Genomic DNA, 22,585 nt, shown 5'->3' with positions numbered 1-22,585 from the left:
CACGAGGTGGCTGCCCAGCCGTGTTTACCCGACCCCCTCCCCTCCGGAGGAGGGGGAGCCTAGCGTTAGCCGTTAGCTACCGACAGTTGACCAAGGGCTTTTTTCAAAAAAAACACTGGTCATCAACCACAGGGTACTACCAAGTCGTCAGGCTCCCCCTCTCCCGGAGGGGAGGGGGCCGGGGGGGGTAAACACTTACGGATTAGTCGACCACATGCCCGCTTCCTTGATGAAAATGCGGCGGTTCAGCTTGAGCTGTGAGACAATGAACTCGGCGATGTCTTCGGGCTGCATCACCTTCTCGGGGTTGCCGTCGGTGAGGTTGTTATTGATGGCTAATTCGGTAGCCACCGTGCTTGGCGTGAGGGCCGACACGCGGATGTTGCTCTTGCGCACCTCCTGCATCAGCGACTCGGTGAGGCCCATAAGGGCAAATTTGGACGCGCTATAAGCGCTACTGCCAGCCGCCGCCCGCTGTCCCGAAGTCGAGGAAACGTTGATGATGTCGCCGCTCTGCTTGTCTAGCATATCGGGCAGCACGGCGCGGGTCACGTAGTAAACGCCCAGCAAATTGACACGAATAATGCGCTCCCACTCGGCCGAAGGCATGTCCAAAAACTTGGCAAACGTGCCAATGCCTGCGTTGTTGATAAGGATATCGGCCGGCCCTAGGTCGGCTTTGAGCTGGGCCACGGCGGCCAGCACGGCGGCTTCGTCGGCCACGTCGGCCGAGGCTACGGCGGCTTTCACGCCTAGGGCGCGCAGCTCGGCGGCAACTTCTTCGAGCTGGCTGGTAGAGCGGGCCAGCAGGCCCACATTTACGCCTTCTTTGGCGAGCGCTACAGCTACGGCTTTGCCGATGCCTTTGCCTGCGCCCGTTACGAGGGCAGTTTTTCCGGTTAGGTTTTCCATAAGAAATTGAAAAGAGGTGGCCGTATAACTCGTAATTCAGCTCCTAGGTTGGCTGGAGTGGCCTGGACGTCGTAGTCCGGGCGCTAGCGCAGCTCGTAGATGCGCTGGCAGACGTTTGCTTACACAGATGCTCACTTTGCGAGCGCTCGGACTACAAAGTCCAGGCTACACCGCGCTACCTTGCCGCCCTAATGCCCGACGACGCTATCCTGTGGAGTGCGCTCACTGTGGCCCAGGTGCGCGGCAAGTCGCGCTTGGTGGCCAGCCGCAGCCTCCAGCCTCTCAAGATTATCAACCCCACCGCCCCAGCTGGCCGCGCCTGCCACGCCGTATTGGCCAGCTACGGCGGTGGCCTGCTGGCCGGCGACAGCATTCGGCTGCGCGTGCGCTGCGAGGCCGAAAGCCGCCTGCTACTCAGCACCCAAGCCAATACCCGCATCTTTAAGTCGATAGACGGCCGCCACGCCGAGCAGCTCACCGAAGGCCACGTAGCCGAAAATGCCCTGGCCGTGGTGCTGCCCGACCCGCTGGTGCCCCAGGCCGACAGCCGCTACCACCAGGTCCAGCACTGGCACTTGTCCCCCACGGCTACCCTGCTGCTCGCCGATTGGACCCACGCCGGCCGCACCGACCTAGGCGAGAAATTTGCCTTCACCACCTTTGGCACCGAATTGCGCGTGAGCGTGGCGGGCCGCCTTGCGTTGCTCGACCGCTTTGCTCTGCGGCCTGCCGAGCACTTGGCTACCTCGCAGGCCACGTTTGGGCCGTACCATTCGGCACTGTCGCTTTACCTGGTGGGGCCGCCCGCTGGCGTGCAGTTTCAGCGATTGGCTGCCGCCTTGCGCCAACTGCCACCACCCGGCCAAACGGACTTGCACGCTACGCTGGCCGGCCGGCCCTACGTGGTGGCCGTGACTCAGGCCCGCGACAATGTGCTGCTGGTGCGCGCCCTAGGTATGTCGCGCCTCGATTTGGAGCCGGTATACCAGGCTGTAGCAATAGCGCTGGCAGGAGAAGAGTTGCTAGGATTTGATGCGCTGCAACGCAAGTATTAGGCTACTGCTAGGGTATGACTCGCCGTTCTTCTTGGCTCAGAAAAATAATCTATGGCCTAGGGCTACTGGCGGCCTGGGTATTGGTGCACACGCTGGTAATCACCTGGGATGGCCTGCGCGATGACCAGCGGCGAGCCGATATAGGGGTGGTTTTGGGCAACAAGGTCAATGAGGATGGTACACTGTCGCAGCGGCTGACCCAACGCTTGGCATGCGGGCTGGCGCTCTACCGCAGCGGCCGCGTGCGGCAATTGCTGGTAAGCGGCGGGCTGGGTAAGGAAGGCTTTTATGAGGGCACCAAAATGCGCGACTACCTGCGCGCTCACGGGGTGCCCGATTCTGTTATTATCGTAGACAATGCCGGCAACACTACCCAGCAGACCGTGCGCAATACGGCCCGCCTGCGGGCTACGCAGCCCATTCGGAGTGTGCTGGTTGTGTCGTAGTTCTACCACATCAGCCGCACCAAGCTGCTGTTTCGGCAGGCTGGCTTTACGGCGGTGAGCGGCGCGAGCCCCGTTTATTTCGAGTGGCGGGATATCTACTCGCTGCTTCGCGAATTTGTAGCGTACTACCACGCCTTATTCTTTCCGCAGGCAGACCAGGCACCTAAGAAATAACCCTAGCCATAATGACTGCGTTTAGTCTCATTTCTAATTGTATGAAGAACTTCTCCGCTTTACTAATTGCTGGTGCCCTAGGGTTGGCCAGCGTCCCTGCCTCTGCCCAGAAGGTGCCCTCGCCCTACCACACGCGCTTTGCCGTGGATGCACCTATCATTGCCGGCGAGCTGGCCGTGAGCGGCTTCGGCCTTTACCGCTCTATGCAGCGCACTGGGCTCACGACTACCGAGCTAGCCGCGCTGCGCAAAGAAGACGTGCCCAGCTTCGACCGCTTTTCGGCGGGATACTACAGCGCCCGCGCCCAAACGGCCAGCGACTTGCTTTGCTATCCCACGCTGGCCATCGCCCCCGGTTTGCTGGCCCTGAGTCCCAGCATCCGCAGCCATTATGGGCAGGTGGCAGTGCTTTACCTACAGACTGTGCTGGCGGCCGATGCGCTTTTCACTACCTCCATCGGCAATATCCCGCGCTACCGTCCTTTCCTCTATGGCACCGAGGGCGGCGACCAGCGCACCAGCCGCATCGAAACCAACTCGTTTTTTGCGGGCCACACGGCGCACACGGCTGCCGCTACCTTCTTCGCGGCCAAAGTCTTCCACGATTATAACCCTGACTCGCCGGCCCAGCCCTACGTGTGGGGCGCAGCCGCGGCCGTGCCCGCGGCTGTAGCGTATTTCCGCATTCAGGCCGGCAAGCATTTCCTCTCCGATAACATAGTGGGCTACGCCGTGGGCGCCACGATGGGCGTAGTAGTGCCGCAGCTGCATAAAGTGGCCGCGCGCCAGGGTATCTCGTTTTCGCCGCTGCAAGGCGTGAACATAAACGGCTATTCGTACAGCGGACTGCTCTTGAGCAAGCAGCTGTAGGGCCGGCGTGCTGGCCAGGTAGCAAAATGCCCGTGGCTACCGTATGCCCGCGAGTAGCAAACGGCCCAATATCCTTTCGTAACGCATGAAAACCATTCTTCTACTGCTGGCGTGCAGCCTCTTTAGTGTTAGCAGCTTCGGCCAGTCGCAGGCTCAGATGAACCAAGAGGCCGATGCCGCCTATCGCAAGGCCGACCAGGAGCTAAACCGCGTCTACCAGCAGATTTTCAAAGAATACTGCACCCAAACGGCCTTCCTGCAAAGCCTAAAGACCGCCCAGAAGCTCTGGGTTCAGTTTCGCGACGCCGAGATGAAAGCCCGCTACCCCGCCACCAACTCGCTCGTCGAATACGGTAGCTTTTTCCCCGTGTGCTATTCCAATGGCATGGAAGAACTCACCAAAGCCCGCACCAAGCAGCTTCGGTTGTGGCTCACGGGCATTCCGGAAGGCGATATGTGCAATGGCTCGGTGAAGGTTGCTGGTGCTAAGAAGTAGGCTGGCTAGCTAGGCGTGCCGCGGCCTGGCAACTTTGACTAGGTGCAAGCCGGAGTTGCCAAGCTGCTTAAATTTGCCCTAGATGGCCTTCCAAGACCTTGAATACCGCACGGTACAACCCGCTCCTGAGCTGGCCGAATTTGTGGAAAGCTTCTGGATGCTAGCCAACCACTCGGATGCCGCCCAAGTCGTGGCGCTTGTGCCCGATGGCCGGCCCGACTTGGTGTTTGCCGATTCGGCCACCGAGCCCTACCACGTAGTGTTGCTTGGACTGGACAGCCGGCCGAGCGCGCCGCTGATTCCGCCCCGCGCCCGCATGCTAACCATCAGCTGGAAGTTGCTGGCGGTCGAATACTTATTGCCAGTGCGGATTGCCGCTTTGCTGCACACGGGTATGTATCTGCCAACCGACTACCTAGGCATAACGGTCGGCGACTTGGCCGATTTCGACGGTTTTTGCGCCAAGGTATTGGCGGCGCTTCTAGGTCGGTTGCCGCTCGCAGTGGATGCGCGCAAGCGCAAGTTGTTCAGCCTGCTCTACGCCGCCGACGGGGCCATTACGGTAGAGGCGCTGGCCGAGGCGGCAGCCTGGAGCAGTCGCCAAATCAATCGGTATTTCCAGCAAATGGTTGGCTTGTCGCTCAAGGCCTACTGCAATATTCTGCGATTCCGCGCCTCCTTCCCACACCTCAAAGCCGGCAAACTTTTCCCCGAGCAAAACTTCACCGACCAAGCCCATTTCATTCGGGAAGTCAAGAAATATGCCGGTGTGGTGCCCAAAGAGTTGGCCCGCAACCAAGACGACCGATTTATACAATTCTCCACCTTGCCCCAAAAATAGTTTTGTGCTGAATCTCACTCGCATTCAGCCATGCTCCTCCTAGGTAAGAAAGTAGCCATTATTGGCGGTGGTCCCGGCGGCCTCACGCTGGCCCGCCTGCTTCAGCAAAGCGGTGCCACGGTGCACGTGTACGAGCGCGACGCCAGCTGCCACGAGCGGGTGCAGGGCGGCACCCTCGACCTGCACCACGACTCGGGTCTGGCTGCCCTGCGCCAGGCGGGCCTGCTCGATGCCTTTCGGGCGGCCTACCGCCCCGGTGCCGACCACATGCGCCTGACCGACCAGCACGCCACCATCGTGCACGACGACCACACCGAATCCCAAACGGCCACCTTCGGCGACGTGCACTTCCGGCCTGAAATTGACCGCGGCCCCCTGCGCGACCTGCTACTCGACTCGCTCCAGCCCGACACCGTAGTATGGGACCGGCAGTTTGCGGCCATGCAGCCGGCCGGGCCAGCCTGGGAAATTACCTTTCGCAACGGCACCTCTGCCACGGCCGACCTAGTGATTGGGGCCGACGGTGCCAACTCAAAAATCCGGCCTTTCGTGACGCCCATTCGGCCGTTCTACTCGGGTGTAATGATAGTAGAAGGCATTGTGCCTAACGCGGCCCAGCAAGCGCCCCGCGTGAGCCAGCTGCTGCAAGGCGGCAAACTATTTGCCCTAGGTGACGAAAAAACGCTGGTAGTAAGCGCCAAAGGCGACGGCAGCCTGAACTTCTACCTCGGGTTTAAAGCCCCTGAAACGTGGGCGCAAACCAGTGGCCTCAGCTTCCAAGACGCGGCCCAGCTGAAAGCCTGGTTTCGGCAGGCATTTGCTGGGTGGGCTAGCCTTTGGGAAGAGTTGTTTGCCACCGAGCCCGCCGCCTGCGTGTCCCGCCCGCAGTACTGCATGCCGCTCACTCAAACCTGGCCCGCTCAGCCTAACCTCACCCTCCTAGGTGACGCCGCCCACGTCATGCCGCCCTACGCCGGCGAAGGTGTGAACATGGCCATGCTCGACGCCCTGGAGCTAAGTAACTGCCTCACCAGCCCACAGTTTCTTGACTTGCAAGCCGCCATCACGCACTATGAGCAGCACATGCGCCAGCGTGCCTCCGCCGTAGCTCAAGATACGATGGAGCAAACAGCAGTGCTGCACTCGCAGGGTGGGTTGGCGTATTTGGTGGGGCTGTTTAGAGGAGACGTATTGCATGAGTAATTAGATGCCATTCTCTACTTTAGCAACACTAATTACCCTAGCCCTACAGGCTGAAAATGAAAAAGCTAGAGAAAAAGATTGTAAAACTTATAAAGGCTAATGATGGGGCTAGTTGGGAGGATATTGCATCCAAACTAAATAGAACACGTGCGTCATTAAAAAAAGCAAGAAACACGTTGTATCAAGAAGGATATATTGTTAATATGTATGGGGGTGGGGTTAGTATTTTTTATAGGTCAATAGACGTTTACAAAAAAGGATACGAGGCAATAGAAAGAGAAAGCTATCATAACCATGGTATTATGATATCCCGTGCGGAGGCCTTGGTAGAAGAAATAGCACTTCCAAATCAAATAACTATTAGTCAGCTTAGAAAAGTCATCCGGTATATAGAGGATGACTATTACTATCATTGGAACTACGGAATTGACGAAAGCAGTGCAACTCTTTTCGAAAGAACAAACAAAGTGAAGTTTGATTTTGAAAAATTTGAGTACATTCTTGGTTAATGTAATATGCATGGAATGTAAGTAACCTGCATAAAAGAAGAAGCCCCGAAAGCAATTGCTTCCGGGGCTTCTATTTTATACCAATTTACTAAAACATCCCCACCGCATTCTTGCTCGGTAGGCTTGTCTTACCCATCAGGTACATGTCAATCTGCCGGGCGGCTTCGCGGCCTTCTGAGATGGCCCACACGATGAGCGACTGCCCGCGGCGCATGTCGCCGGCTGCAAACACGCCGGGTACGCTGGTGTGGTAGGTGGTTTCGGGGGCGTGCACGTTGCCGCGCGCGTCGAGGCTTACCCCGAACTGGTCGAGCAGACTGGCGTTGGCCGGGCCCGTAAAGCCCAGAGCCAATAGCACCAGCTGACACGGGATTTCGCGGTCGGAGCCGGGCACTTCCTCGAAGCGGATGCGGCGGCCCATGTCATCGGTTTCCCAGGTTACGTCGCTCACGAGCAGAGCGCGCACGTCGCCGTTTTCGTCGCCTAGGTAGGCCTTGGTGTTCACGCCCCAGTAGCGCTGGCAGCCCTCTTCGTGCGAGCTGCTGGTGCGGAATACGGTAGGGTACAGCGGCCAGGGCGTATGGGCCGGGCGCTCCTCGCCGGGCTGGTGCATCATGGCAAATTGCGCTACTGACTTGGCCTGCTGGCGGTTGGCGGTACCCACGCAGTCGGAGCCGGTGTCGCCGCTGCCGATTACCACCACGTCGAGGCCATCGGCCAAGATGTGCTCGTTATCAACAGGCGTGTCGCTCACGCGGCGGTTTTGCTGCGTGAGGTATTCCATGGCGTAGTGGATTCCCTTGAGGTCGCGGCCGGGCAAGTCGAGCTCGCGCGGGGCCGAGGCGCCACCGGCTAGCACTACCGCATCGAAGGCTTGGCGCAGCTCGTCGGCCGACAGGTCGCGGCCGATTTCCACGTTGCAGCGGAAGGTTACGCCGGCGTCTTCGAGCAGCTTGATACGGCGCTCAATCACCCATTTTTCGAGCTTGAAGTCGGGCACGCCGTAGCGCATGAGGCCGCCCGGGTGCGGGTCGCGCTCGAATACCGTAACCGTGTGTCCGGCTTCGGTGAGTTGCGCCGCCACGGCCATGCCCGCCGGGCCGCTGCCCACTACGGCCACTTGCTTGCCGGTCTTGAGCACCGGCGCGATAGGCTGCACGTAGCCTTTTTGGAAGGCGATTTCGATGATGTGCTTCTCGATTTCCTCAATGGCCACCGGCGCGCTGTGGATGCTCAGCACGCAGGCCGACTCGCAGGGCGCGGGGCAGATGCGACCCGTAAACTCGGGGAAGTTGTTGGTGGCCGACAATATATCATACGCCGCCCGCCAATCTTGCTGGTACACAGCTTCGTTAAACTCCGGGATGATGTTGCCCAGCGGGCAGCCCGAGTGGCAAAAAGGCACCCCGCAATTCATACATCGGGCCGACTGCTTGTGCAGTTCTGGCTCGGGGTAGAGGCCGATAAACTCCTGGTAGTGCGCCACGCGCTCGGTCGGGGCCGCTTTGGGCGGCGCAGTGCGCGGGTATTCTTTGAAGCCGGTGATATTGCCCATTATAAATGAAGTAGTTGTTTCCCAATTAAAAACTCAAAAAGGCCTGGCTCAGGCGGCGTGCTCCTCATCCCTAGTTCCGGTTATAGAACCTAGGGATGAGGGTGCCCGCGAGGCGGTCAATGAATGTTATCCTACCTTCAGCGCCTTCTCCAGTACCCGCTTGTACTCCAGCGGGAACACCTTCACAAAGCGCCCGGCTTCCTCTTCCCAGTTGCCTAGCAAGAAGTTAGCTAGGTGGCTGCCCGTCAGCTCGTGGTGGTTCTTGAGCAGCGTCTGAATTTCGGTTTCATCCGTTTCGGTGAGGCCTTCGAGGGCCACCATGTCGGGGTTGCAATTCACGGGGAACTGGCCCTCGGGGTCGTAAACCCAAGCCAGGCCGCCGCTCATACCGGCGGCGAAATTGCGGCCCGTGCGACCTAGGACCAGCACCCGGCCGCCGGTCATGTACTCGCAGCCGTGGTCGCCCACGCCTTCGACTACCGCCGTGGCGCCCGAGTTGCGCACTGCAAAACGCTCGCCGGCCTTACCGCGCACATACAGCTCACCCGAGGTAGCGCCGTAGAGCGCCACATTGCCAATGAGAATGTTATTCTCGGGGATGAACGTGCTGGCCGTGGGCGGGAAAATCGCCAGTCGGGCGCCGCTCAGGCCCTTGCCTACGTAGTCATTAGCCTCGCCTTCGAGTTTGAAAGTAAGGCCCTTCGTAGAAAAGGCGCCGAAGCTTTGCCCAGCCGAACCGGTGAACTTATACCGAATAGTATCGGCAGGCAGGCCCACGGCGTGGTAGCGCTTGGTTATTTCGTTTGAGAGTAGCGTGCCAATGGTGCGGTCGGTATTGCGCACCTCAAAGTCGGCGGCGACAGCCTCTTGGCTATCCAAGGCCGCTTGGGCGCTTTTTACTAGTTGCCAGTCGAGTACCTCCGCAATGCCGTGGTCTTGGCTTTCGCTGTTGTACAAGGTGCCGCCCGAGATGTTCGGCGCGGGCGATAGCACCGCGTCGAGGTCGATGAGCTTGGCTTTCCAGTGGCCCGCTTCGGGGTTCACTTTCAAGAATTCGCTGCGGCCCACCATCTCGTTGAGGGTGCGGAAGCCCAGCTCGGCCATGATTTCGCGCAGCTCTTCGGCCAGGAAGCGGAAGAGGTTAACGATGTGCTCAGGCTTGCCGCTGAATAACTTACGCAGCTCGGGGTCTTGGGTAGCCACACCCACCGGGCAGGTGTTGAGGTGGCACTTGCGCATCATGATGCAGCCGCCCGCGATGAGCGCCGCCGTGGCTACACCAAATTCTTCGGCACCTAGGAGGGCGGCTACGGCGAGGTCGCGGCCGGTCTTCATTTGGCCGTCGGCTTGCAGCACCACGCGGCTGCGGAGCTGGTTACGCAGCAGCGTTTGGTGCGCTTCGGCCAGGCCCAGCTCCCAGGGCAGGCCGGCGTGGCGGATGCTACTGAGTGGCGAGGCGCCCGTGCCACCGTCGTAGCCCGAGATAAGAATCACGTCGGCGTGCGCCTTGGCTACGCCGGCCGCGATGGTGCCTACACCCGCCTTACTCACCAGCTTCACGTTGATGCGGGCGGCGCGGTTGGCGTTTTTAAGGTCGAAAATCAGCTGCGCTAGGTCTTCGATGGAGTAGATGTCGTGGTGCGGCGGTGGCGAAATGAGGCCCACGCCGGGGGTGGCATGGCGCACCTTGGCAATCCATTCATCGACCTTGTGGCCAGGGAGTTGGCCGCCCTCGCCGGGCTTGGCACCCTGGGCCATCTTGATTTGCAGCTCGTCGGCATTGGTGAGGTAGTGCGCCGTCACACCGAAGCGGGCCGAGGCAATCTGCTTAATGGCCGAGCGCATCGAGTCGCCGTTGGCCATGTGCTCGTAGCGCAGCGGGTCCTCGCCGCCCTCGCCGGTGTTGCTCTTGCCGCCAATGCGGTTCATGGCGATGGCCAGCGTGCTGTGCGCCTCGTGCGAAATCGAGCCAAATGACATGGCACCCGTCGCGAAGCGCTTCATTATGCCTTCAATGGGCTCCACTTCTTCGAGCGCAATGCTGGGCCGGTGCTTAGCGAAGCCTAAGAGCCCCCGAATGGTGAAGAGCTGATTGGGGTGCTCATTCAGCAACTTGGCGTACTTCTTATAGGTGTCGTACTTGCCGGTGCGCGTGGCGTGTTGCAGCAGATGAACCGTCTCGGGGTCAAACATGTGGGCCTCGCCTTTGCGGCGCCACTGGTACACGCCGCCCGTGTCGAGCAGCTCGGGGCCCACGGTGCTTTCCTGTTTGAAGCCGTGGAAATGCTTGTAGAGCGTTTCCTTGGCAATCTCATCTAGCCCTAGGCCCTGAATCCGGGTCACGGCGCCGTTAAAATACTGGTCTACTACGTTTTGGTTGAGGCCTAGAATCTCAAATACTTGCGCGCCGTGGTAGCTCTGCAAGGTCGAGATGCCCATCTTCGAGAAAATCTTCAGTAGCCCGTCGCACACCGCCTTGATGTAGTTGTAGGCCAGCTTTTCGGCGGGCAAGTTCGCGCCCAGCAGCCCCGCCGCGTGGCGCGTCTGGATGGTAGCCAGCGCCAGGTAAGGGTTGATAGCCGTGGCCCCAAATGACAGCAGGCAGGCAAAATGATGCACTTCCCACACGTCGCCAGCTTCTACCACGAGGCCCACCGAGCCACGTGAGCCGCGCTTGATGAGGTGGTGATGCACCGCCGACACCGCCAGCAACGACGGAATGGGCGCGTGCTCCGAGTCCATCGCCCGGTCAGACAGAATCAGTACCTCAAAGCCGTCATCTACTGCATCTTGCGCGTAGCGGCACAAACGCTCCAGACCGCGCTGCAACGCGCCCGGCTTGCCATCGGCCTTGAAGTACGTCTGCAAGGTCTTGGCCTGAAACGAGCCCGTGTCGATGCTGCGCAGCTTCTCTAGCTCGCGGTTGCCGAGAATAGGCTGCTTGGCGGCTACGCAGTGGCAATGGCGCGGGTCTTCATCCAGGATGTTGCCGTTGTTGCCGATGAAGGTGGCCAAGCTCATCACCAACCGCTCGCGGATGGGGTCGATGGGCGGGTTGGTAACCTGGGCAAAGAACTGCTTGAAGTAGCTGCTCAGGTGCTGCGGCTGGTCGGAGAGCACCGCCAGCGGCACGTCCACGCCCATCGAGCCAATAGGTTCCTTGGCCTCCAAGGCCATCGGGGCGATGATGGTTTCGAGGTCCTCGCGGGTGTAGCCGAAGGCCTGCTGGTACTTCAGCACAGCCTCGGCCCCTAGGTCGGTAAACGTGAGGCGCGGCTCGGGCAGGTCTTCGAGGCGAATCTGGTAGTTGTCGAGCCACTGGCCATAGGGCTGCTGCCCAGCGGCTTGTGCCTTTATCTCGTTGTCGGTGAGGATGCGACCGGCGGCCATGTCCACCACGAACATCTTGCCCGGCTGCAAGCGGCCTTTCTTGATGATGCTCTCGGGAGCCAGCGGCAGGGTGCCCGCCTCGGAGGCCACCAGCACGCGCCCATCGTTGGTGATGGCGTAGCGCAGCGGGCGCAGTCCGTTGCGGTCGAGCATGGCGCCCACGAGGTTGCCATCGGTGAAATTGAGCGCGGCCGGGCCGTCCCAAGGCGCCATAAAGGTGGCGTGGAACTCGTAGAACGCCTTCTTGAGCGGGTCCATCTGCTCGTTGCCGTCCCAGGCCTCGGGCACCAGCATCATCATCACGTGCGGCAGCGAGCGGCCGCAGTGCAGGAGCATTTCCACGATGTTGTCGAGGCACGCCGAGTCCGACTGGCCGGCGTCAATCACGGGCAGCAGCATCTCCATCTCCTCGGCCGAGAAGTAGGGCGACGTGTAGGTAGGCAGGCCGGCGTAGAACCAGTTTAGGTTGCCGCGCAGCGTGTTAATCTCCCCATTGTGAGCCATGTAACGGAAGGGCTGCGCCAGCTTCCACGACGGCATCGTGTTGGTGGAGAAGCGCGAGTGCACCAAGCCGAAGGCCGACGTCACGCGCTCATCACTAAGGTCGGGGTAGTACATGCCCACTTGAAACGTAGTGAGCTGCCCCTTATACACGATGGTGCGGCACGAAAGCGAGGCGAAGTAAAACGCATCGAGTGCAGCCGGCAGCTGCTCGTTCAAATTCTTGATAATCAGCCGGCGCAGCACGTAGAGCTTGCGGTCGAAGTCGGCCTCGGTGGCCAGCCCCACCGGCCGACCTAGGAACAACTGCTCGATGGCCGGCTCGGCCGACAAGGCCGTGACCCCAATGCCCTCGGTGCGCACGGGCACCGGCCGGTATCCCAGCACCGGAATACCTAGGCGTGCCGCCGAGGCCGCGATGATTTCGCGGCAGGCGTCGCGCAGCTTTTCCTTCTTGGGCAGAAAAACCATGCCCACCCCGTAGTTGCCCGGCTCGGGCAGCCGAATGCCGTGCTTCACGCACTCTTCCAGCAAAAACCAGTGCGGCAATTGAATGAGCACGCCCGCGCCATCGCCTGAGTCGGAATCGCAGCCGCACGCGCCGCGGTGCTCCATGTTGGCGAGCATAGTGAGGGCATCGGCCACAATCTGGTGGCTCTTGCGCCCGTCGATGTACGTGATGAAGCCCGTGCCGCACGAATCGTGCTCAAACTCGGGCCGGTAAAGGGTGGGCGTGGTCATATTTAAAAAGGGGATAGTTACAAAACAGCTAATGTCCGCGCAGATCTTTCCGCCAACCCCGGCGCCCTAGCGTGGTGGCTGGTGGGTAGCCACAGCTTCGCGGCGCTAGTCCGTGCCCCTAGGGGTGGGGCCAGACTAGTGCCCAAAGCGGGCATTCGGGAAAGGGGGTGGGGGAGGGGTGGGGGAGGCGCGGCCGTAACCGTGCCAGAGGCGATTGCCCGCAGTGGAGGCGGGCTAGAGAAGGCGGGTGGGCGAGCCGGCTGGCGTGGGGAAGCCGGGTGGAGGCCGGTCTTCCCCTATCGTCGGTCTTCGCGCACGGCCGCTAATGCTTGTACTTTAGCCATGTGAATGTGGTCGATAATTGCGCCTAAGTTAAAGCCATCTGTGGCTCTAGCAAAAATAAATGGTCCTTCGCCGCGCATTCTTCGCGAATCTTGCTCCATTATTCCTAGGTCAGCCTTAATGATTTCGGCCAGGTCAATCTTATTAATGACCAGCAAATCGGCCTGTGTGATGCCTGGGCCACCCTTGCGTGGAATTTTGTCGCCGCCCGATACATCGATAACATAAATGGAATAATCAACCAGCTCGCGGCTGAAGTGCGCGGCCAAGTTATCGCCGCCGCTTTCCACAAACAAGTAGTCAATTTGATTATCAAACTTTTGCATAAGACCTTCCAGCGCATCCATGTTCAGCGAGATATCCTCGCGAATGGCCGCGTGCGGGCAGCCGCCGGTTTCGACGCCCACGATGCGGTCGGCGGTGAGGGCACTTTCGCGAATCAGAAACTCGGCGTCCTCGCGAGTAAAAATGTCGTTCGTAACAACCCCTAGGCGGTAGTCGTCGCGCAGGCGCTCGCATAAGGCCTTGAGCAGCGCGGTCTTGCCCGTGCCTACCGGCCCCCCAATGCCCACCGTGAACGCCCGCTTCCGGAAGTTGCGGTGGGGCGGCAGCCGGCGCGTCTCCCGCTCCGCAAAGCTGCCCGGCGACTCCAGCGCCTCGTGGCTGTGGCCGTGAAGTAGCAAGGCAAGTTTATCGACGAAAGCCATTGATAAGTAGTTGAATGCGTAGTTAAAACGTCTGTCATGCTTTGCTGCGCGCTGCATGACGACCGTAACTCAATTCTGAAATAGCCGCGAGTAAATGTCGTCGTGCAGCATTTGGGCTACATCGAGCAGCACGGTGCAGCGCGTGGCCTCGGTGTAGGGCCGAATATCGGCCGTGCTTAGCAAATTTTCAAAAACACCGTAAAAATCGTGTTGTAACAAGTGCCCCGCCATCGGTCCCATAAAGCCTAAGCGAATGGCGGCACTCAGTTGGTCGCGCAGGGCCAGGTGCAAGTAGGTGTGCTGAATATCAGCGGTTGCGAAGCCCACATGCCCCAGGCTCAGGCCATATAGCGGTACAAAGTGCGCGGGCAGCGCTTGCTGCGCCAACTCGCTGCTCAGCTCACCTAGGGCCGCTTCGGGGTAAAAAGTGGCCAGCAGCTTCAGCCAGTTTTTGCCCTGCGTGATGCTGGCGCGGTGTAAGGCGGGCGTAAGCAGTTGGGCATCGTACTCTAGCAAGAGTACCTCTAGGTTAGCGTCAGGGGCTGCCGCCGAGGTTAGGAAAGGTAGCTCAAAGCTAACCGCTTGTTGGATAAATGAATAGAGGTAGGCTCGAAATTCGGTTTCGGTGCGCAGCAGGCCAAAGGTGAGACTGCTTTCTAGCCCGTAGGAGTAGGCAAACGAGCCCGTGGGCAAGGCCGAATCGGCGAGGTGGAGCAGGCGGGCGAGCTGAGACATGCGGAGGGGCTTGAAGCCGCAAGCTACATCGCCTAGGTTGCTAGCAGCGTGCAGCCTCGGAGTGTTCCTGGTACACGCTATTCCTGCCTACTTTCGACACGTCAGACTAGCTATTCTCTTGACTTTATGCACGACAACATACTACTTTGTTTGGGCCTGGCACTGGTTATCTGCCTGCTGGTAGGGCTGAGCCGCCGCCTGCGAATAGCCTATCCTATTTTGCTGGTGCTGGGTGGCCTAGCGCTCAGTTTAGTGCCGGGCTTGCCTATCGTTCGCATCAGCCCCGATATCATTTTCCTGATTTTTCTGCCTCCTTTGCTCTACGAAGCAGCCTGGTTTACCTCTTGGAAGGACTTTTGGCGCTGGCGGCGAATCATTCTATTCTTTGCGTTTGGGATGGTGTTGCTCACGGCGGCTAGTGTGGCCTGGGTGGCGCACGCATTCATTCCGGGCTGCACCCTGGCGCTGGGCTTTTTGCTAGGGGGCATTGTGTCGCCGCCCGATGCAGTAGCGGCTACCAGCGTCATGAAGGGAATGGGCCTACCCCGGCGGCTCCTGGCCATTCTGGAAGGCGAGAGCCTGGTAAACGACGCTAGTGGGCTTATCGTCATTCGGTTTGCGGCTGCCGCAGTAGTGTCGGGTGGGTTTGTATGGCACCAGGCGGCGGGTGGGCTACTGCTCATGACGGTAGTAGGCGTGGCCGTGGGGCTGCTGGTTGCAATGGGCTTCTACGTTATTCATCGCTGGATTTGCCCTACGGCCAACCTCACCACCGTGCTCACCCTCATTGCCCCTTACAGCCTCTACTTGCTGGCCGAGGCGGCCCACGGCTCGGGCGTGCTGGCAGTGGTGACGGGCGGCCTCTTTCTATCCTACCATAGCCATACGGTTTTCTCGGCCACTGCCCGGCAGCAGGCCTACAGCACCTGGAGCACCCTAGGCTTCGTTTTCAATGGGGCCGTGTTCATGCTCATTGGCCTGGAGCTGCCCGAAGTAGTGGCTGGCCTCGATGGCACTTCGCGCTTGCAGGCAGTGGGCTATGGCCTGCTCATCAGCGCCGTGGTGATAGTAGTGCGGCTGATACTAACACTGTTAGGCTCGCCATTCAGCACATTTATGGGGAGGTTTATCACGGTGGCCGACGACCATCCGGGCTGGCGTGGGCCGCTGGTGGCCGGCTACGCGGGTATGCGCGGAGTGGTGTCGCTGGCGGCAGCACTGGCTATCCCGTTGCTGGGGGCGGGCGGTCAGCCTTTTCCGCTCCGCAATTTGCTCATTTTTATCACGTTCGTAGTCATTCTAGTGACCCTCGTGGGCCAGGGCCTAACGCTACCGCTGCTCATTCGCTGGCTGGGCGGCGTGGAAGACCGCGACCAACTGCGCCCGGCACACGAGCAACACCAAGTGCTTCGCCAGCTGCTGGCCCGCGAATCGCTCGCCGAACTAACCCAGCACTACGACGCGCAAACCCATCCTAACAAGCTGCTCGACCTGCTTCAGCACCACTATGAGCTAACCGCCCACCCCGACAACTCGCCCGCCAGCCACGAAATAGTAGCCGCCTACAATGCCGTGCTGCTAGAGCTGCTAGGTGCCCAGCGCCAGCGGTTGATGCACCTGCGCCAGCATAGCGAGTACGACGAAGAGGTAATTCACCAGCTTGAAAACGAACTGGATTTGAAGGAGGAACTAGCGGCATCGACCCTGCCGAAAGAGTAACATCACCCCCGGCCCCTTCATCTTGGGGAGAGGAGACCAAGGGTGAGGTCAAACGCTAAAACAGATTATACAGCTGCGCCAGCGGCAGCGTCTGCGCCGGCTCGCACGTCAGGTGTACGCCATCGACCAGCACGCGGTACGTTTCCGGGTCCACCTCGATGTTAGGTAGGTAGTCATTCAGCGCCATGTCTTTCTTGCCCACAGTGCGGCAGCCTTGCACGGCTAGCACGCGCTTGCTCAGGCCGTACCCCGCCACCGTCTCCATCGAAGCACTTGATACAAAGGCCACTGAGCATGGCCCCGTAGCCTTGCCATATGCCCCGAACATGGGCCGCGAAAACGACGGCTGCGGCGTAGGAATGGAAGCGTTCGGGTCGCCCATTTGGGCCTGCGCGATAACGCCGCCCTTGAGTATCATTTCGGGCCGCGAGCCGAACAGGGCCGGTTTCCAGAGCACCAAATCGGCTAGCTTGCCGACTTCGACCGAGCCGATTTCATGGGCCATACCGTGGGCGCGGGCAGGGTTGATAGTGTACTTGGCCACGTAGCGGCGGGCGCGAAAGTTGTCGTTGGGGCGTTGGGCGACGGCATCTTCGGGTAGGGGGCCGCGTTGCTGGCGCATCTTATGGGCCGTTTGCCAGGTGCGGGTGATGACCTCGCCCACCCGGCCCATGGCCTGCGAGTCGGAGCTGATGATGCTCAGCGCGCCCATATCGTGCAGAATATCTTCGGCGGCGATGGTTTCGGGGCGAATGCGGCTCTCGGCAAAGGCCACGTCCTCGGGGATGTTCTTGTCGAGGTGGTGGCACACGAGCAGCATATCGAGGTGCTCGTCAATGGTGTTCACCGTGTAGGGCCGCGTGGGGTTGGTACTCGACGGAATGACGTTGGACTCGCCGCAAATCTTGATGATGTCGGGCGCGTGCCCGCCGCCCGCGCCCTCCGTGTGGTACGAGTGGATGGTACGCCCCTTGAACGCTGCTACCGAGTTTTCGACGAAGCCACTCTCGTTCAGCGTATCGGTGTGGATGCACACCTGCACGTCGTATTGCTCGGCTACCCCTAGGCACTGGTCGATGGCGGCCGGCGTGGTGCCCCAGTCCTCGTGCAGCTTGAAGCCCAGCGCTCCGGCCTCTAGCTGCTCGGCTAGCCCCTCGGGCCGCGAGGTGTTGCCCTTGCCCAAGAAGCCGAAGTTCATCGGAAAGGCATCAGTAGCCTTGAGCATCATCTCGATGTAGAACGCGCCTGGCGTGCAGGTGGTGGCCGTGGTGCCCGCCGCCGGCCCAGTTCCACCGCCCACCATTGTGGTCACGCCCGAGGCCAGCGCCTCCGTTATCTGCTGGGGGCAAATGAAGTGGATGTGGCAGTCGATGCCGCCCGCCGTGAGGATGTGCCCCTCGCCGGCCACCACCTCCGTGGTCACGCCCACCACCAGGCCCGGCGTCACGCCCGGCATAATGTGGGGATTGCCGGCCTTGCCCAGCCCCACAATGCGCCCACCCTTGATGCCCACGTCGGCCTTGTAGATGCCCGTGTAGTCGAGCACCAGCGCGTTGGTAATCAGCAGGTCGAGCGCCTCGGCCGGACCGATGCCGGCCGCCTGCCCCATGCCATCGCGCAGGGTTTTGCCCCCACCAAACTTGCATTCCTCGCCGTACACGCAGTAGTCGCGCTCGACCTCAATTAGCAACTCAGTATCACCGAGGCGCACCCGGTCGCCCACGGTCGGGCCATACATAGCAGCATACGCTTGCCGGGAAAGGGGTAGGGACATGGTAGGTGTGGTGTAAAAACTTAGAAAGTTTGCATTAACTCAGCGATAAGAGCAGCAGAGTCGGTACTTAACCTGCGGAAATGACCCTGTAGGGAAACATGTGAAAGCCTACCGGCTTTGTCACGCGAAAGCCCTTTTTCCTGTTCTGCTTTTGGACCAAATCGTAGTTCGTCAATTGCCTCAGTTGGTACTTGAAAATCAAACCTGAGACCTGTGCCACTGCCCGTAGCAGCAGTGTCGACGCAGCTTCTTGGAATTCTATGCCCTAGGTCTGGTCGCTCCTTAATCAGCCTTGGTGCGGTAGTGTCCCACAAGTCATTATCAATCCTATTAATAGCCTGCTTCGTCAGGTAAATAGTTGCATCTATAATGCGCTCAACCTGCATGCTGCCGATAACAAACAGCTGCCCGTTTTTGATGGAAACGGGATAAATAATATCCCCGCTTTTAATCTTACCTAGGGATGGCACAGAGGTATGAGAGCCACCATAAATCACCTGTAACGGCCCGTAGTCGTTTGCTTGGGCTAGGCTTTTGCACCAGTCGTTAGGCCAGAGTATAAAATAAGAATCCATAATTCTTCTAAAACCTGCTTTACCTAATTCAAACGTTTAGCTCACGCCAGTGCACTCTTTTATTAAGGACAGCATCACGTATTAATCGCTGACGTTTGTTTAATGATGAATTGCCTGTTTTTATTTCTAGTATGTAAATGTCTACGATGTCTTCATTATCAATCCCGTCAAATACTATTATATCAATTGGGCTGCCAATAAACCTAGCCTCTTTGGGATTGAACGGGAAGCCGTTTTGAAAAGGAACAAGATGTTCCGTGACTTTACCTAAAATCACAGCTTGACTTCGGTTGATTGCATCCTGTCTGTAAAATGCCTCATTCTGAATCTTCCACGTTTCTAGTTCAGCGAGCGCAGACTTTTTTGCTGATTCAGCTAAAGTGACTTGTAGAATATCAAGCTCATTTCTTCTAAACTCCTCAAATTGCTGATTTGCAAGTTTTGGTATGGTTTGATATGCATCATTGAGTTTAGTTTGGATAGCTTCTATTTCTTTTCTGAAAGACTCTTCTTTGGCCTTTTGGACCGCTAATTCTTTATTCTTAAAGTAGTAAAGCACAAGGCATATTATTGTGATTACAAACGCAACTGCGGTGCTCGCTTCCATAGAATAAATCTTTAGTTTAGAGCTTCCCCCGCGCCTGCTGTTTGCCGGCTTCATCAAGCGGGCCATCAATCCAGCCGTTGCCGCCGTACACGCGGCGCTCGCCAGCTAGGGCTACTAGCTGCACGCGCTTGCGCTCACCCGGCTCAAAACGCACCGCCGTGCCGGCCGGGATGTTGAGCCGGAAGCCAAAGGCCGCCGCCCGGTCGAAGTCCAGGCCGGGGTTGGTTTCGAAGAAGGGGTAGTGCGAGCCCACCTGCACCGGCCGGTCGCCCCGGTTGAGCACTTCTAGCTCAATCACTTCGCGGTTATCGTTGAGAATGATGTCGCCCTCGGCCAGCAGGTACTCGCCGGGCACGACGGCGGGCGGGGCGGGCGCCGAAGTTGCCGGCTGCCGCACGAGGCCGCTGCCGTAGAGGGCCAGTTCGGGCGCGCCGTGCTCGCGGCAAATGGGCTGGTGCACGGTCACGAGCTTGGTGCCGTCGGGGAAGGTGCCTTCGACCTGCACCTCGTGCAGCAGCTCGGCCACTCCATCAAGCACGTCGGCGAACCCTAGGAGCTGTTTGCCCTTATCCATGAGCGTGGCCACCGATTCGCCGTCGCGGATAAACTCCAGCAGCTGGGTGGCGAGCAGAGCGGCGGCCTCGGGGTAGTTGAGGCGCAGGCCGCGGGCGTAGCGCTTCTGGGCCACTACGCCGGCTTGGTGCAGCACGAGCTTGTCGAGGTCTTTGGGGCTTAAATGCATAGCAAGGGGCTAGAAAGTGCTAATGTAGGCGGCGAGCCAGATACCACCAATGCCAGCGCGGCGGCTGGCGCGGCCTCTAGGGGGCAGCTTGCGTATGTTAGCTGCCTTTGTGTAGTTCACTCCTATGCCTGCTTCGCTGCTCGCCTGCCTGCAACCCTACGGCGCCATCCCGCCCGCCGACCACGCTACGCTGCTAGCGGCTTGGCATCGCCGCGAGGTAGCCGAGGGCGAATATCTGACGGCGCCCAATGCCGTGTGCGAAGAGCTATTTTTTGTGGAGCAGGGCGTGCTGCGGCTGGTCGACCAGTCGGGGCTAGGGCCGGAGGTGACGCACGCGTTTCGCAGCGAAGGCCAGCTGTGCACGCTGCTTACCAGCTTCGAGCAGCGGGTGCCTAGCCGCGTGCGCATCCAGGCGGCGTGTCCGGCGCAGGTGCTGGCCATTAGCCACGCCCAGCTGGCAGCGCTCAATCAGCAGCTGCCCTACCTGCCCGAGGTGTTGCAGCAGCTCATCCGGTACGAGCTGCTTGAGAAGCTGACCATGCAGCGCGCCTACCTAGGCCAGGATGCTACCGCCCGCTACCACACCCTGCTGGCGCGGCAGCCCGAAGTGGCTCGGCGCGTGCCCCAACGCATGATTGCCTCGTACCTGGGCATCACGCCGCAGTCGCTGAGCCGCCTGCGCCGAGCGGAGGTGTGAGGCGCCCCGCCAGAACAATTTCTTACCATTTGGTAACGCACCCGCCCGGCACTTTTGCAGCCCATCAAATAAGAGAAGCTGTCTTATGAAAGCTGCTGTTTTACGGGTGTTTAATACGCCGCTGGTTATCGAAGAACTACCTGACCCGCAGCCCGGCGCGGGCGAGGCCGTCGTGGACGTAGTGGCCGCGCCGGTGCTTTCCTACACCAACGAGGTGCTGAGCGGGGCCCGGCAGTATCCGCTGCTGCTGCCGCTGGCCATTGGGGTAGGGGCCATTGGCCGGGTGCGCGCCGTAGGTCCCGACGCTACCCGACTCAAGCCCGGCGACTGGGTCCTCTGCGACCCCGCCGTGCGCGCCCGCGACGAAGCCACTACCCCCGACATTATGCTGCAAGGCTGGATTGCGCCCTCGCCCGGCGCCCAGCGCCTACAAGCGCACTTCCGCCACGGCGCCTTCGCTGAGCAGGTGCTGGTGCCCCTCGAAAGCGTCGTGCCCCTAGGCCCTCTCGATGCCGCCGAAGCCGGCCACCTAGCGTCCATGTTCACGATGCTGGTGCCCTACGGTGGCCTCTTGGCAGGCAATCTGCAAGCCGGCCAAACCGTACTCATCAGCGGGGCTACGGGACACTTTGGCAGCTCGGGCGTGGCGGTGGCCCTGGCTATGGGCGCCGCCTGCGTAGTAGCGCCCGGCCGCAACGAGGCCGTGCTGGCCGACCTAGTGCGCCGCTTCGGCCCCCGCGTGGTGCCCGTCACGCTCACCGGCGACCAGGACGCCGACGAGCAGCGTATGCGCCAGGCTGCTCCCGGCCCCATCGACTTGGTGCTTGACATTCTGCCACCCTTGCCAAGCGCCGCCCCGGTAGAAGCGGCGGCCCGCACCGTGCGCGCCAACGGCACAGTGATACTCATGGGTGGGCTGCGGGTAGGCCTGACGCTGAACTACGCGCATCTCATGCGCAACAGCATCACCGTGAAGGGCCAGTACATGTGCCCCCGCGATGCCCCTGCCAAGCTCATGGCCCTCATCCGTGCCGGTCTGCTGCCGCTCGATGGGTTGGAGGTCAGTAGCTTCTCGCTTGACCAAGCCAATGAGGCGGTAGCGCATGCGGCCACTCACGGTGGCCCTTTCCGCTACACTGTTATCCAGCCCGAGGTAGCCTAGCGCTACAGTTACGCCGCTTTCGGAGTCCGCGATATGAGTATTAGCCGCGGACTCTGTAGTCCGCGCAACTGTCATTCAGCAGCTACACGTTCGCCCACACCAGCCACCCACCGTAGCCCACGCTCAGCGCCGACGATAGCACCACCGCACTCGCCCGTAATCGCTTGCCTAAGCGCATGCGCTGCGTAAACGGGAGGTGCATGAGGCCTACGGCAGCCAGCATGCCCAGCACCGACCCTAGCCCGAATACTAGGATGTAAGCCACCGCCCATACTGGCTCTGGAATGGCCCCCAGCACTGCTAGCACTAGCGCCCCACTGCCCGCCAGCCCGTGCACTAGCCCCACCGTGTAAGCAAAGCCGGCTTGCTGCTTAGGTTTTTGAAATGATTGGTACGAATTCTTATCCAGCAGCCGGCCGATACCCAATCCGATGAGCATGACGCCCACCGCTGCCTCGAAGTAGCCCGAGTACAGCCAGGTAGCCCGGCTGAAGATGATAATCGACCCGAACAGCACCAGCATGGTGGTATGCCCTAGGCCCCAAAATAGGCCATCTTTCAAGGCTGGCCCTAGTCGGTCGTGGCGCGTCACGAGGGTGCTCACCGCCAGCAGGTGGTCGGGCTCGAAGGCGTGACCCATGCCCACCACGGCCGCAAATAGAATGGGTATGATTGGCTGCATGGGTATGCGAAAGCTGGAAGTATAAGCTATTCCGAAGCTGTTTAGGAAGTCGTTACAAACATATAAGAACGTCAAACTGAGTTAGCCGAAGCATCGCTACTGAACAGTACCCTAGAAAGGGCAATAGCGATGCTTCGGTCAGCTCAGCCTG

The 22,585-nt window shown here is 60.0% G+C and carries 20 protein-coding genes; 10 read left to right on the top strand and 10 right to left on the bottom strand.

Annotated features, from left to right (window positions below):
* Positions 1-195: 195 nt before the first annotated feature.
* Positions 196-912, bottom strand: a complete 717-nt coding sequence (locus tag FNT36_RS06530; protein ID WP_144845535.1) for a 3-ketoacyl-ACP reductase — start codon at positions 910-912, stop codon at positions 196-198.
* A 191-nt stretch (positions 913-1,103) separates the two neighbouring features.
* Here FNT36_RS06530 and FNT36_RS06525 point away from each other — a divergent pair, with 191 nt between their 5' ends.
* From FNT36_RS06525 to FNT36_RS06495, 7 genes are all read left to right on the top strand, one after another.
* Complete coding sequence (locus FNT36_RS06525) at positions 1,104-1,967, top strand: urease accessory protein UreD (RefSeq protein WP_144845533.1); 864 nt, start codon at positions 1,104-1,106, stop codon at positions 1,965-1,967.
* A 14-nt stretch (positions 1,968-1,981) separates the two neighbouring features.
* The gene (locus FNT36_RS06520; RefSeq protein ID WP_233635718.1) at positions 1,982-2,413 is read left to right on the top strand and encodes a YdcF family protein; all 432 of its coding nucleotides are present in this window, start codon (positions 1,982-1,984) and stop codon (positions 2,411-2,413) included.
* A 215-nt stretch (positions 2,414-2,628) separates the two neighbouring features.
* Positions 2,629-3,456: a phosphatase PAP2 family protein gene (locus FNT36_RS06515; protein ID WP_233635717.1), complete on the top strand. Its 828-nt coding sequence runs from the start codon at positions 2,629-2,631 to the stop codon at positions 3,454-3,456.
* A gap of 85 nt (positions 3,457-3,541) precedes the next feature.
* Positions 3,542-3,952 (top strand): lysozyme inhibitor LprI family protein, encoded by a 411-nt coding sequence (locus FNT36_RS06510; protein WP_144845529.1) that lies wholly within the window; start codon positions 3,542-3,544, stop codon positions 3,950-3,952.
* Positions 3,953-4,034: 82 nt separating this feature from the next.
* Positions 4,035-4,793, top strand: a complete 759-nt coding sequence (locus FNT36_RS06505) for a helix-turn-helix domain-containing protein (RefSeq protein WP_144845527.1) — start codon at positions 4,035-4,037, stop codon at positions 4,791-4,793.
* 30 nt (positions 4,794-4,823) lie between these two features.
* The gene (locus tag FNT36_RS06500) at positions 4,824-5,996 is read left to right on the top strand and encodes an FAD-dependent oxidoreductase (RefSeq protein WP_144845525.1); all 1,173 of its coding nucleotides are present in this window, start codon (positions 4,824-4,826) and stop codon (positions 5,994-5,996) included.
* 56 nt (positions 5,997-6,052) lie between these two features.
* A complete protein-coding gene (locus FNT36_RS06495; RefSeq protein ID WP_144845523.1) occupies positions 6,053-6,505 on the top strand; it encodes a winged helix-turn-helix domain-containing protein in 453 nt (150 codons plus the stop codon).
* 88 nt (positions 6,506-6,593) lie between these two features.
* On the opposite strand, the gene FNT36_RS06490 is transcribed toward FNT36_RS06495, so the two are convergent.
* The 4 genes from FNT36_RS06490 to FNT36_RS06475 form a co-directional block, all read right to left on the bottom strand.
* Positions 6,594-8,060 carry a glutamate synthase subunit beta gene (locus tag FNT36_RS06490; RefSeq protein ID WP_144845521.1) on the bottom strand — a complete coding sequence of 489 codons (1,467 nt, stop codon included), beginning with the start codon at positions 8,058-8,060 and terminating at the stop codon, positions 6,594-6,596.
* A gap of 126 nt (positions 8,061-8,186) precedes the next feature.
* Complete coding sequence (gene gltB, locus FNT36_RS06485; protein WP_144845519.1) at positions 8,187-12,692, bottom strand: glutamate synthase large subunit; 4,506 nt, start codon at positions 12,690-12,692, stop codon at positions 8,187-8,189.
* A gap of 296 nt (positions 12,693-12,988) precedes the next feature.
* On the bottom strand, positions 12,989-13,741 hold the full coding sequence (gene ureG / locus FNT36_RS06480; protein ID WP_144845517.1) for an urease accessory protein UreG: 753 nt from the start codon (positions 13,739-13,741) through the stop codon (positions 12,989-12,991).
* 69 nt (positions 13,742-13,810) lie between these two features.
* Entirely contained in the window at positions 13,811-14,476 is a 666-nt protein-coding gene (locus FNT36_RS06475; protein WP_144845515.1) for an urease accessory protein UreF, read from the bottom strand.
* A gap of 126 nt (positions 14,477-14,602) precedes the next feature.
* On the opposite strand from FNT36_RS06475, the gene FNT36_RS06470 reads away from it, so the two are divergent.
* Positions 14,603-16,195, top strand: coding sequence for a Na+/H+ antiporter (locus FNT36_RS06470; RefSeq protein ID WP_144845513.1), 1,593 nt, complete (start codon positions 14,603-14,605; stop codon positions 16,193-16,195).
* A 55-nt stretch (positions 16,196-16,250) separates the two neighbouring features.
* On the opposite strand, the gene ureC is transcribed toward FNT36_RS06470, so the two are convergent.
* The 4 genes from ureC to FNT36_RS06450 are packed head-to-tail and all read right to left on the bottom strand — an operon-like array spanning position 16,251 to position 19,893.
* Positions 16,251-17,969 carry an urease subunit alpha gene (gene ureC / locus FNT36_RS06465; RefSeq protein ID WP_144845511.1) on the bottom strand — a complete coding sequence of 573 codons (1,719 nt, stop codon included), beginning with the start codon at positions 17,967-17,969 and terminating at the stop codon, positions 16,251-16,253.
* Positions 17,970-17,989: 20 nt separating this feature from the next.
* Positions 17,990-18,544 (bottom strand): hypothetical protein, encoded by a 555-nt coding sequence (locus FNT36_RS06460; RefSeq protein ID WP_144845509.1) that lies wholly within the window; start codon positions 18,542-18,544, stop codon positions 17,990-17,992.
* A gap of 28 nt (positions 18,545-18,572) precedes the next feature.
* The gene (locus FNT36_RS06455; protein ID WP_233635716.1) at positions 18,573-19,151 is read right to left on the bottom strand and encodes a Holliday junction resolvase-like protein; all 579 of its coding nucleotides are present in this window, start codon (positions 19,149-19,151) and stop codon (positions 18,573-18,575) included.
* 16 nt (positions 19,152-19,167) lie between these two features.
* Positions 19,168-19,893, bottom strand: a complete 726-nt coding sequence (locus FNT36_RS06450; protein WP_144845505.1) for an urease subunit beta — start codon at positions 19,891-19,893, stop codon at positions 19,168-19,170.
* A 124-nt stretch (positions 19,894-20,017) separates the two neighbouring features.
* On the opposite strand from FNT36_RS06450, the gene FNT36_RS06445 reads away from it, so the two are divergent.
* Positions 20,018-20,590, top strand: coding sequence for a Crp/Fnr family transcriptional regulator (locus tag FNT36_RS06445; protein WP_144845503.1), 573 nt, complete (start codon positions 20,018-20,020; stop codon positions 20,588-20,590).
* An 85-nt stretch (positions 20,591-20,675) separates the two neighbouring features.
* On the top strand, positions 20,676-21,752 hold the full coding sequence (locus tag FNT36_RS06440) for a zinc-binding dehydrogenase (protein ID WP_144845501.1): 1,077 nt from the start codon (positions 20,676-20,678) through the stop codon (positions 21,750-21,752).
* A gap of 82 nt (positions 21,753-21,834) precedes the next feature.
* Here the strand turns inward: FNT36_RS06440 and FNT36_RS06435 are convergent, their stop codons facing one another.
* Complete coding sequence (locus FNT36_RS06435; RefSeq protein WP_144845499.1) at positions 21,835-22,434, bottom strand: urease accessory protein; 600 nt, start codon at positions 22,432-22,434, stop codon at positions 21,835-21,837.
* Positions 22,435-22,585 lie beyond the last annotated feature (151 nt).

Source organism: Hymenobacter setariae, from assembly GCF_007713685.1.
Lineage (GTDB): Bacteria > Bacteroidota > Bacteroidia > Cytophagales > Hymenobacteraceae > Hymenobacter > Hymenobacter setariae.
Note: the sequence above shows the minus strand (reverse complement) of the source record. Positions and strands in the feature narration are given on the sequence as shown.

What these genes read in the sequence shown, in the direction of transcription:
- FNT36_RS06530 (WP_144845535.1), bottom strand. Translation starts at nt 912, where the DNA reads ATGGAAAACCTAACCGGAAAAACTGCCCTCGTAACGGGCGCAGGCAAA.
- FNT36_RS06525 (WP_144845533.1), top strand. Translation starts at nt 1,104, where the DNA reads ATGCCCGACGACGCTATCCTGTGGAGTGCGCTCACTGTGGCCCAGGTG.
- FNT36_RS06520 (WP_233635718.1), top strand. Translation starts at nt 1,982, where the DNA reads ATGACTCGCCGTTCTTCTTGGCTCAGAAAAATAATCTATGGCCTAGGG.
- FNT36_RS06515 (WP_233635717.1), top strand. Translation starts at nt 2,629, where the DNA reads ATGAAGAACTTCTCCGCTTTACTAATTGCTGGTGCCCTAGGGTTGGCC.
- FNT36_RS06510 (WP_144845529.1), top strand. Translation starts at nt 3,542, where the DNA reads ATGAAAACCATTCTTCTACTGCTGGCGTGCAGCCTCTTTAGTGTTAGC.
- FNT36_RS06505 (WP_144845527.1), top strand. Translation starts at nt 4,035, where the DNA reads ATGGCCTTCCAAGACCTTGAATACCGCACGGTACAACCCGCTCCTGAG.
- FNT36_RS06500 (WP_144845525.1), top strand. Translation starts at nt 4,824, where the DNA reads ATGCTCCTCCTAGGTAAGAAAGTAGCCATTATTGGCGGTGGTCCCGGC.
- FNT36_RS06495 (WP_144845523.1), top strand. Translation starts at nt 6,053, where the DNA reads ATGAAAAAGCTAGAGAAAAAGATTGTAAAACTTATAAAGGCTAATGAT.
- FNT36_RS06490 (WP_144845521.1), bottom strand. Translation starts at nt 8,060, where the DNA reads ATGGGCAATATCACCGGCTTCAAAGAATACCCGCGCACTGCGCCGCCC.
- gltB (WP_144845519.1), bottom strand. Translation starts at nt 12,692, where the DNA reads ATGACCACGCCCACCCTTTACCGGCCCGAGTTTGAGCACGATTCGTGC.
- ureG (WP_144845517.1), bottom strand. Translation starts at nt 13,741, where the DNA reads ATGGCTTTCGTCGATAAACTTGCCTTGCTACTTCACGGCCACAGCCAC.
- FNT36_RS06475 (WP_144845515.1), bottom strand. Translation starts at nt 14,476, where the DNA reads ATGTCTCAGCTCGCCCGCCTGCTCCACCTCGCCGATTCGGCCTTGCCC.
- FNT36_RS06470 (WP_144845513.1), top strand. Translation starts at nt 14,603, where the DNA reads ATGCACGACAACATACTACTTTGTTTGGGCCTGGCACTGGTTATCTGC.
- ureC (WP_144845511.1), bottom strand. Translation starts at nt 17,969, where the DNA reads ATGTCCCTACCCCTTTCCCGGCAAGCGTATGCTGCTATGTATGGCCCG.
- FNT36_RS06460 (WP_144845509.1), bottom strand. Translation starts at nt 18,544, where the DNA reads ATGGATTCTTATTTTATACTCTGGCCTAACGACTGGTGCAAAAGCCTA.
- FNT36_RS06455 (WP_233635716.1), bottom strand. Translation starts at nt 19,151, where the DNA reads ATGGAAGCGAGCACCGCAGTTGCGTTTGTAATCACAATAATATGCCTT.
- FNT36_RS06450 (WP_144845505.1), bottom strand. Translation starts at nt 19,893, where the DNA reads ATGCATTTAAGCCCCAAAGACCTCGACAAGCTCGTGCTGCACCAAGCC.
- FNT36_RS06445 (WP_144845503.1), top strand. Translation starts at nt 20,018, where the DNA reads ATGCCTGCTTCGCTGCTCGCCTGCCTGCAACCCTACGGCGCCATCCCG.
- FNT36_RS06440 (WP_144845501.1), top strand. Translation starts at nt 20,676, where the DNA reads ATGAAAGCTGCTGTTTTACGGGTGTTTAATACGCCGCTGGTTATCGAA.
- FNT36_RS06435 (WP_144845499.1), bottom strand. Translation starts at nt 22,434, where the DNA reads ATGCAGCCAATCATACCCATTCTATTTGCGGCCGTGGTGGGCATGGGT.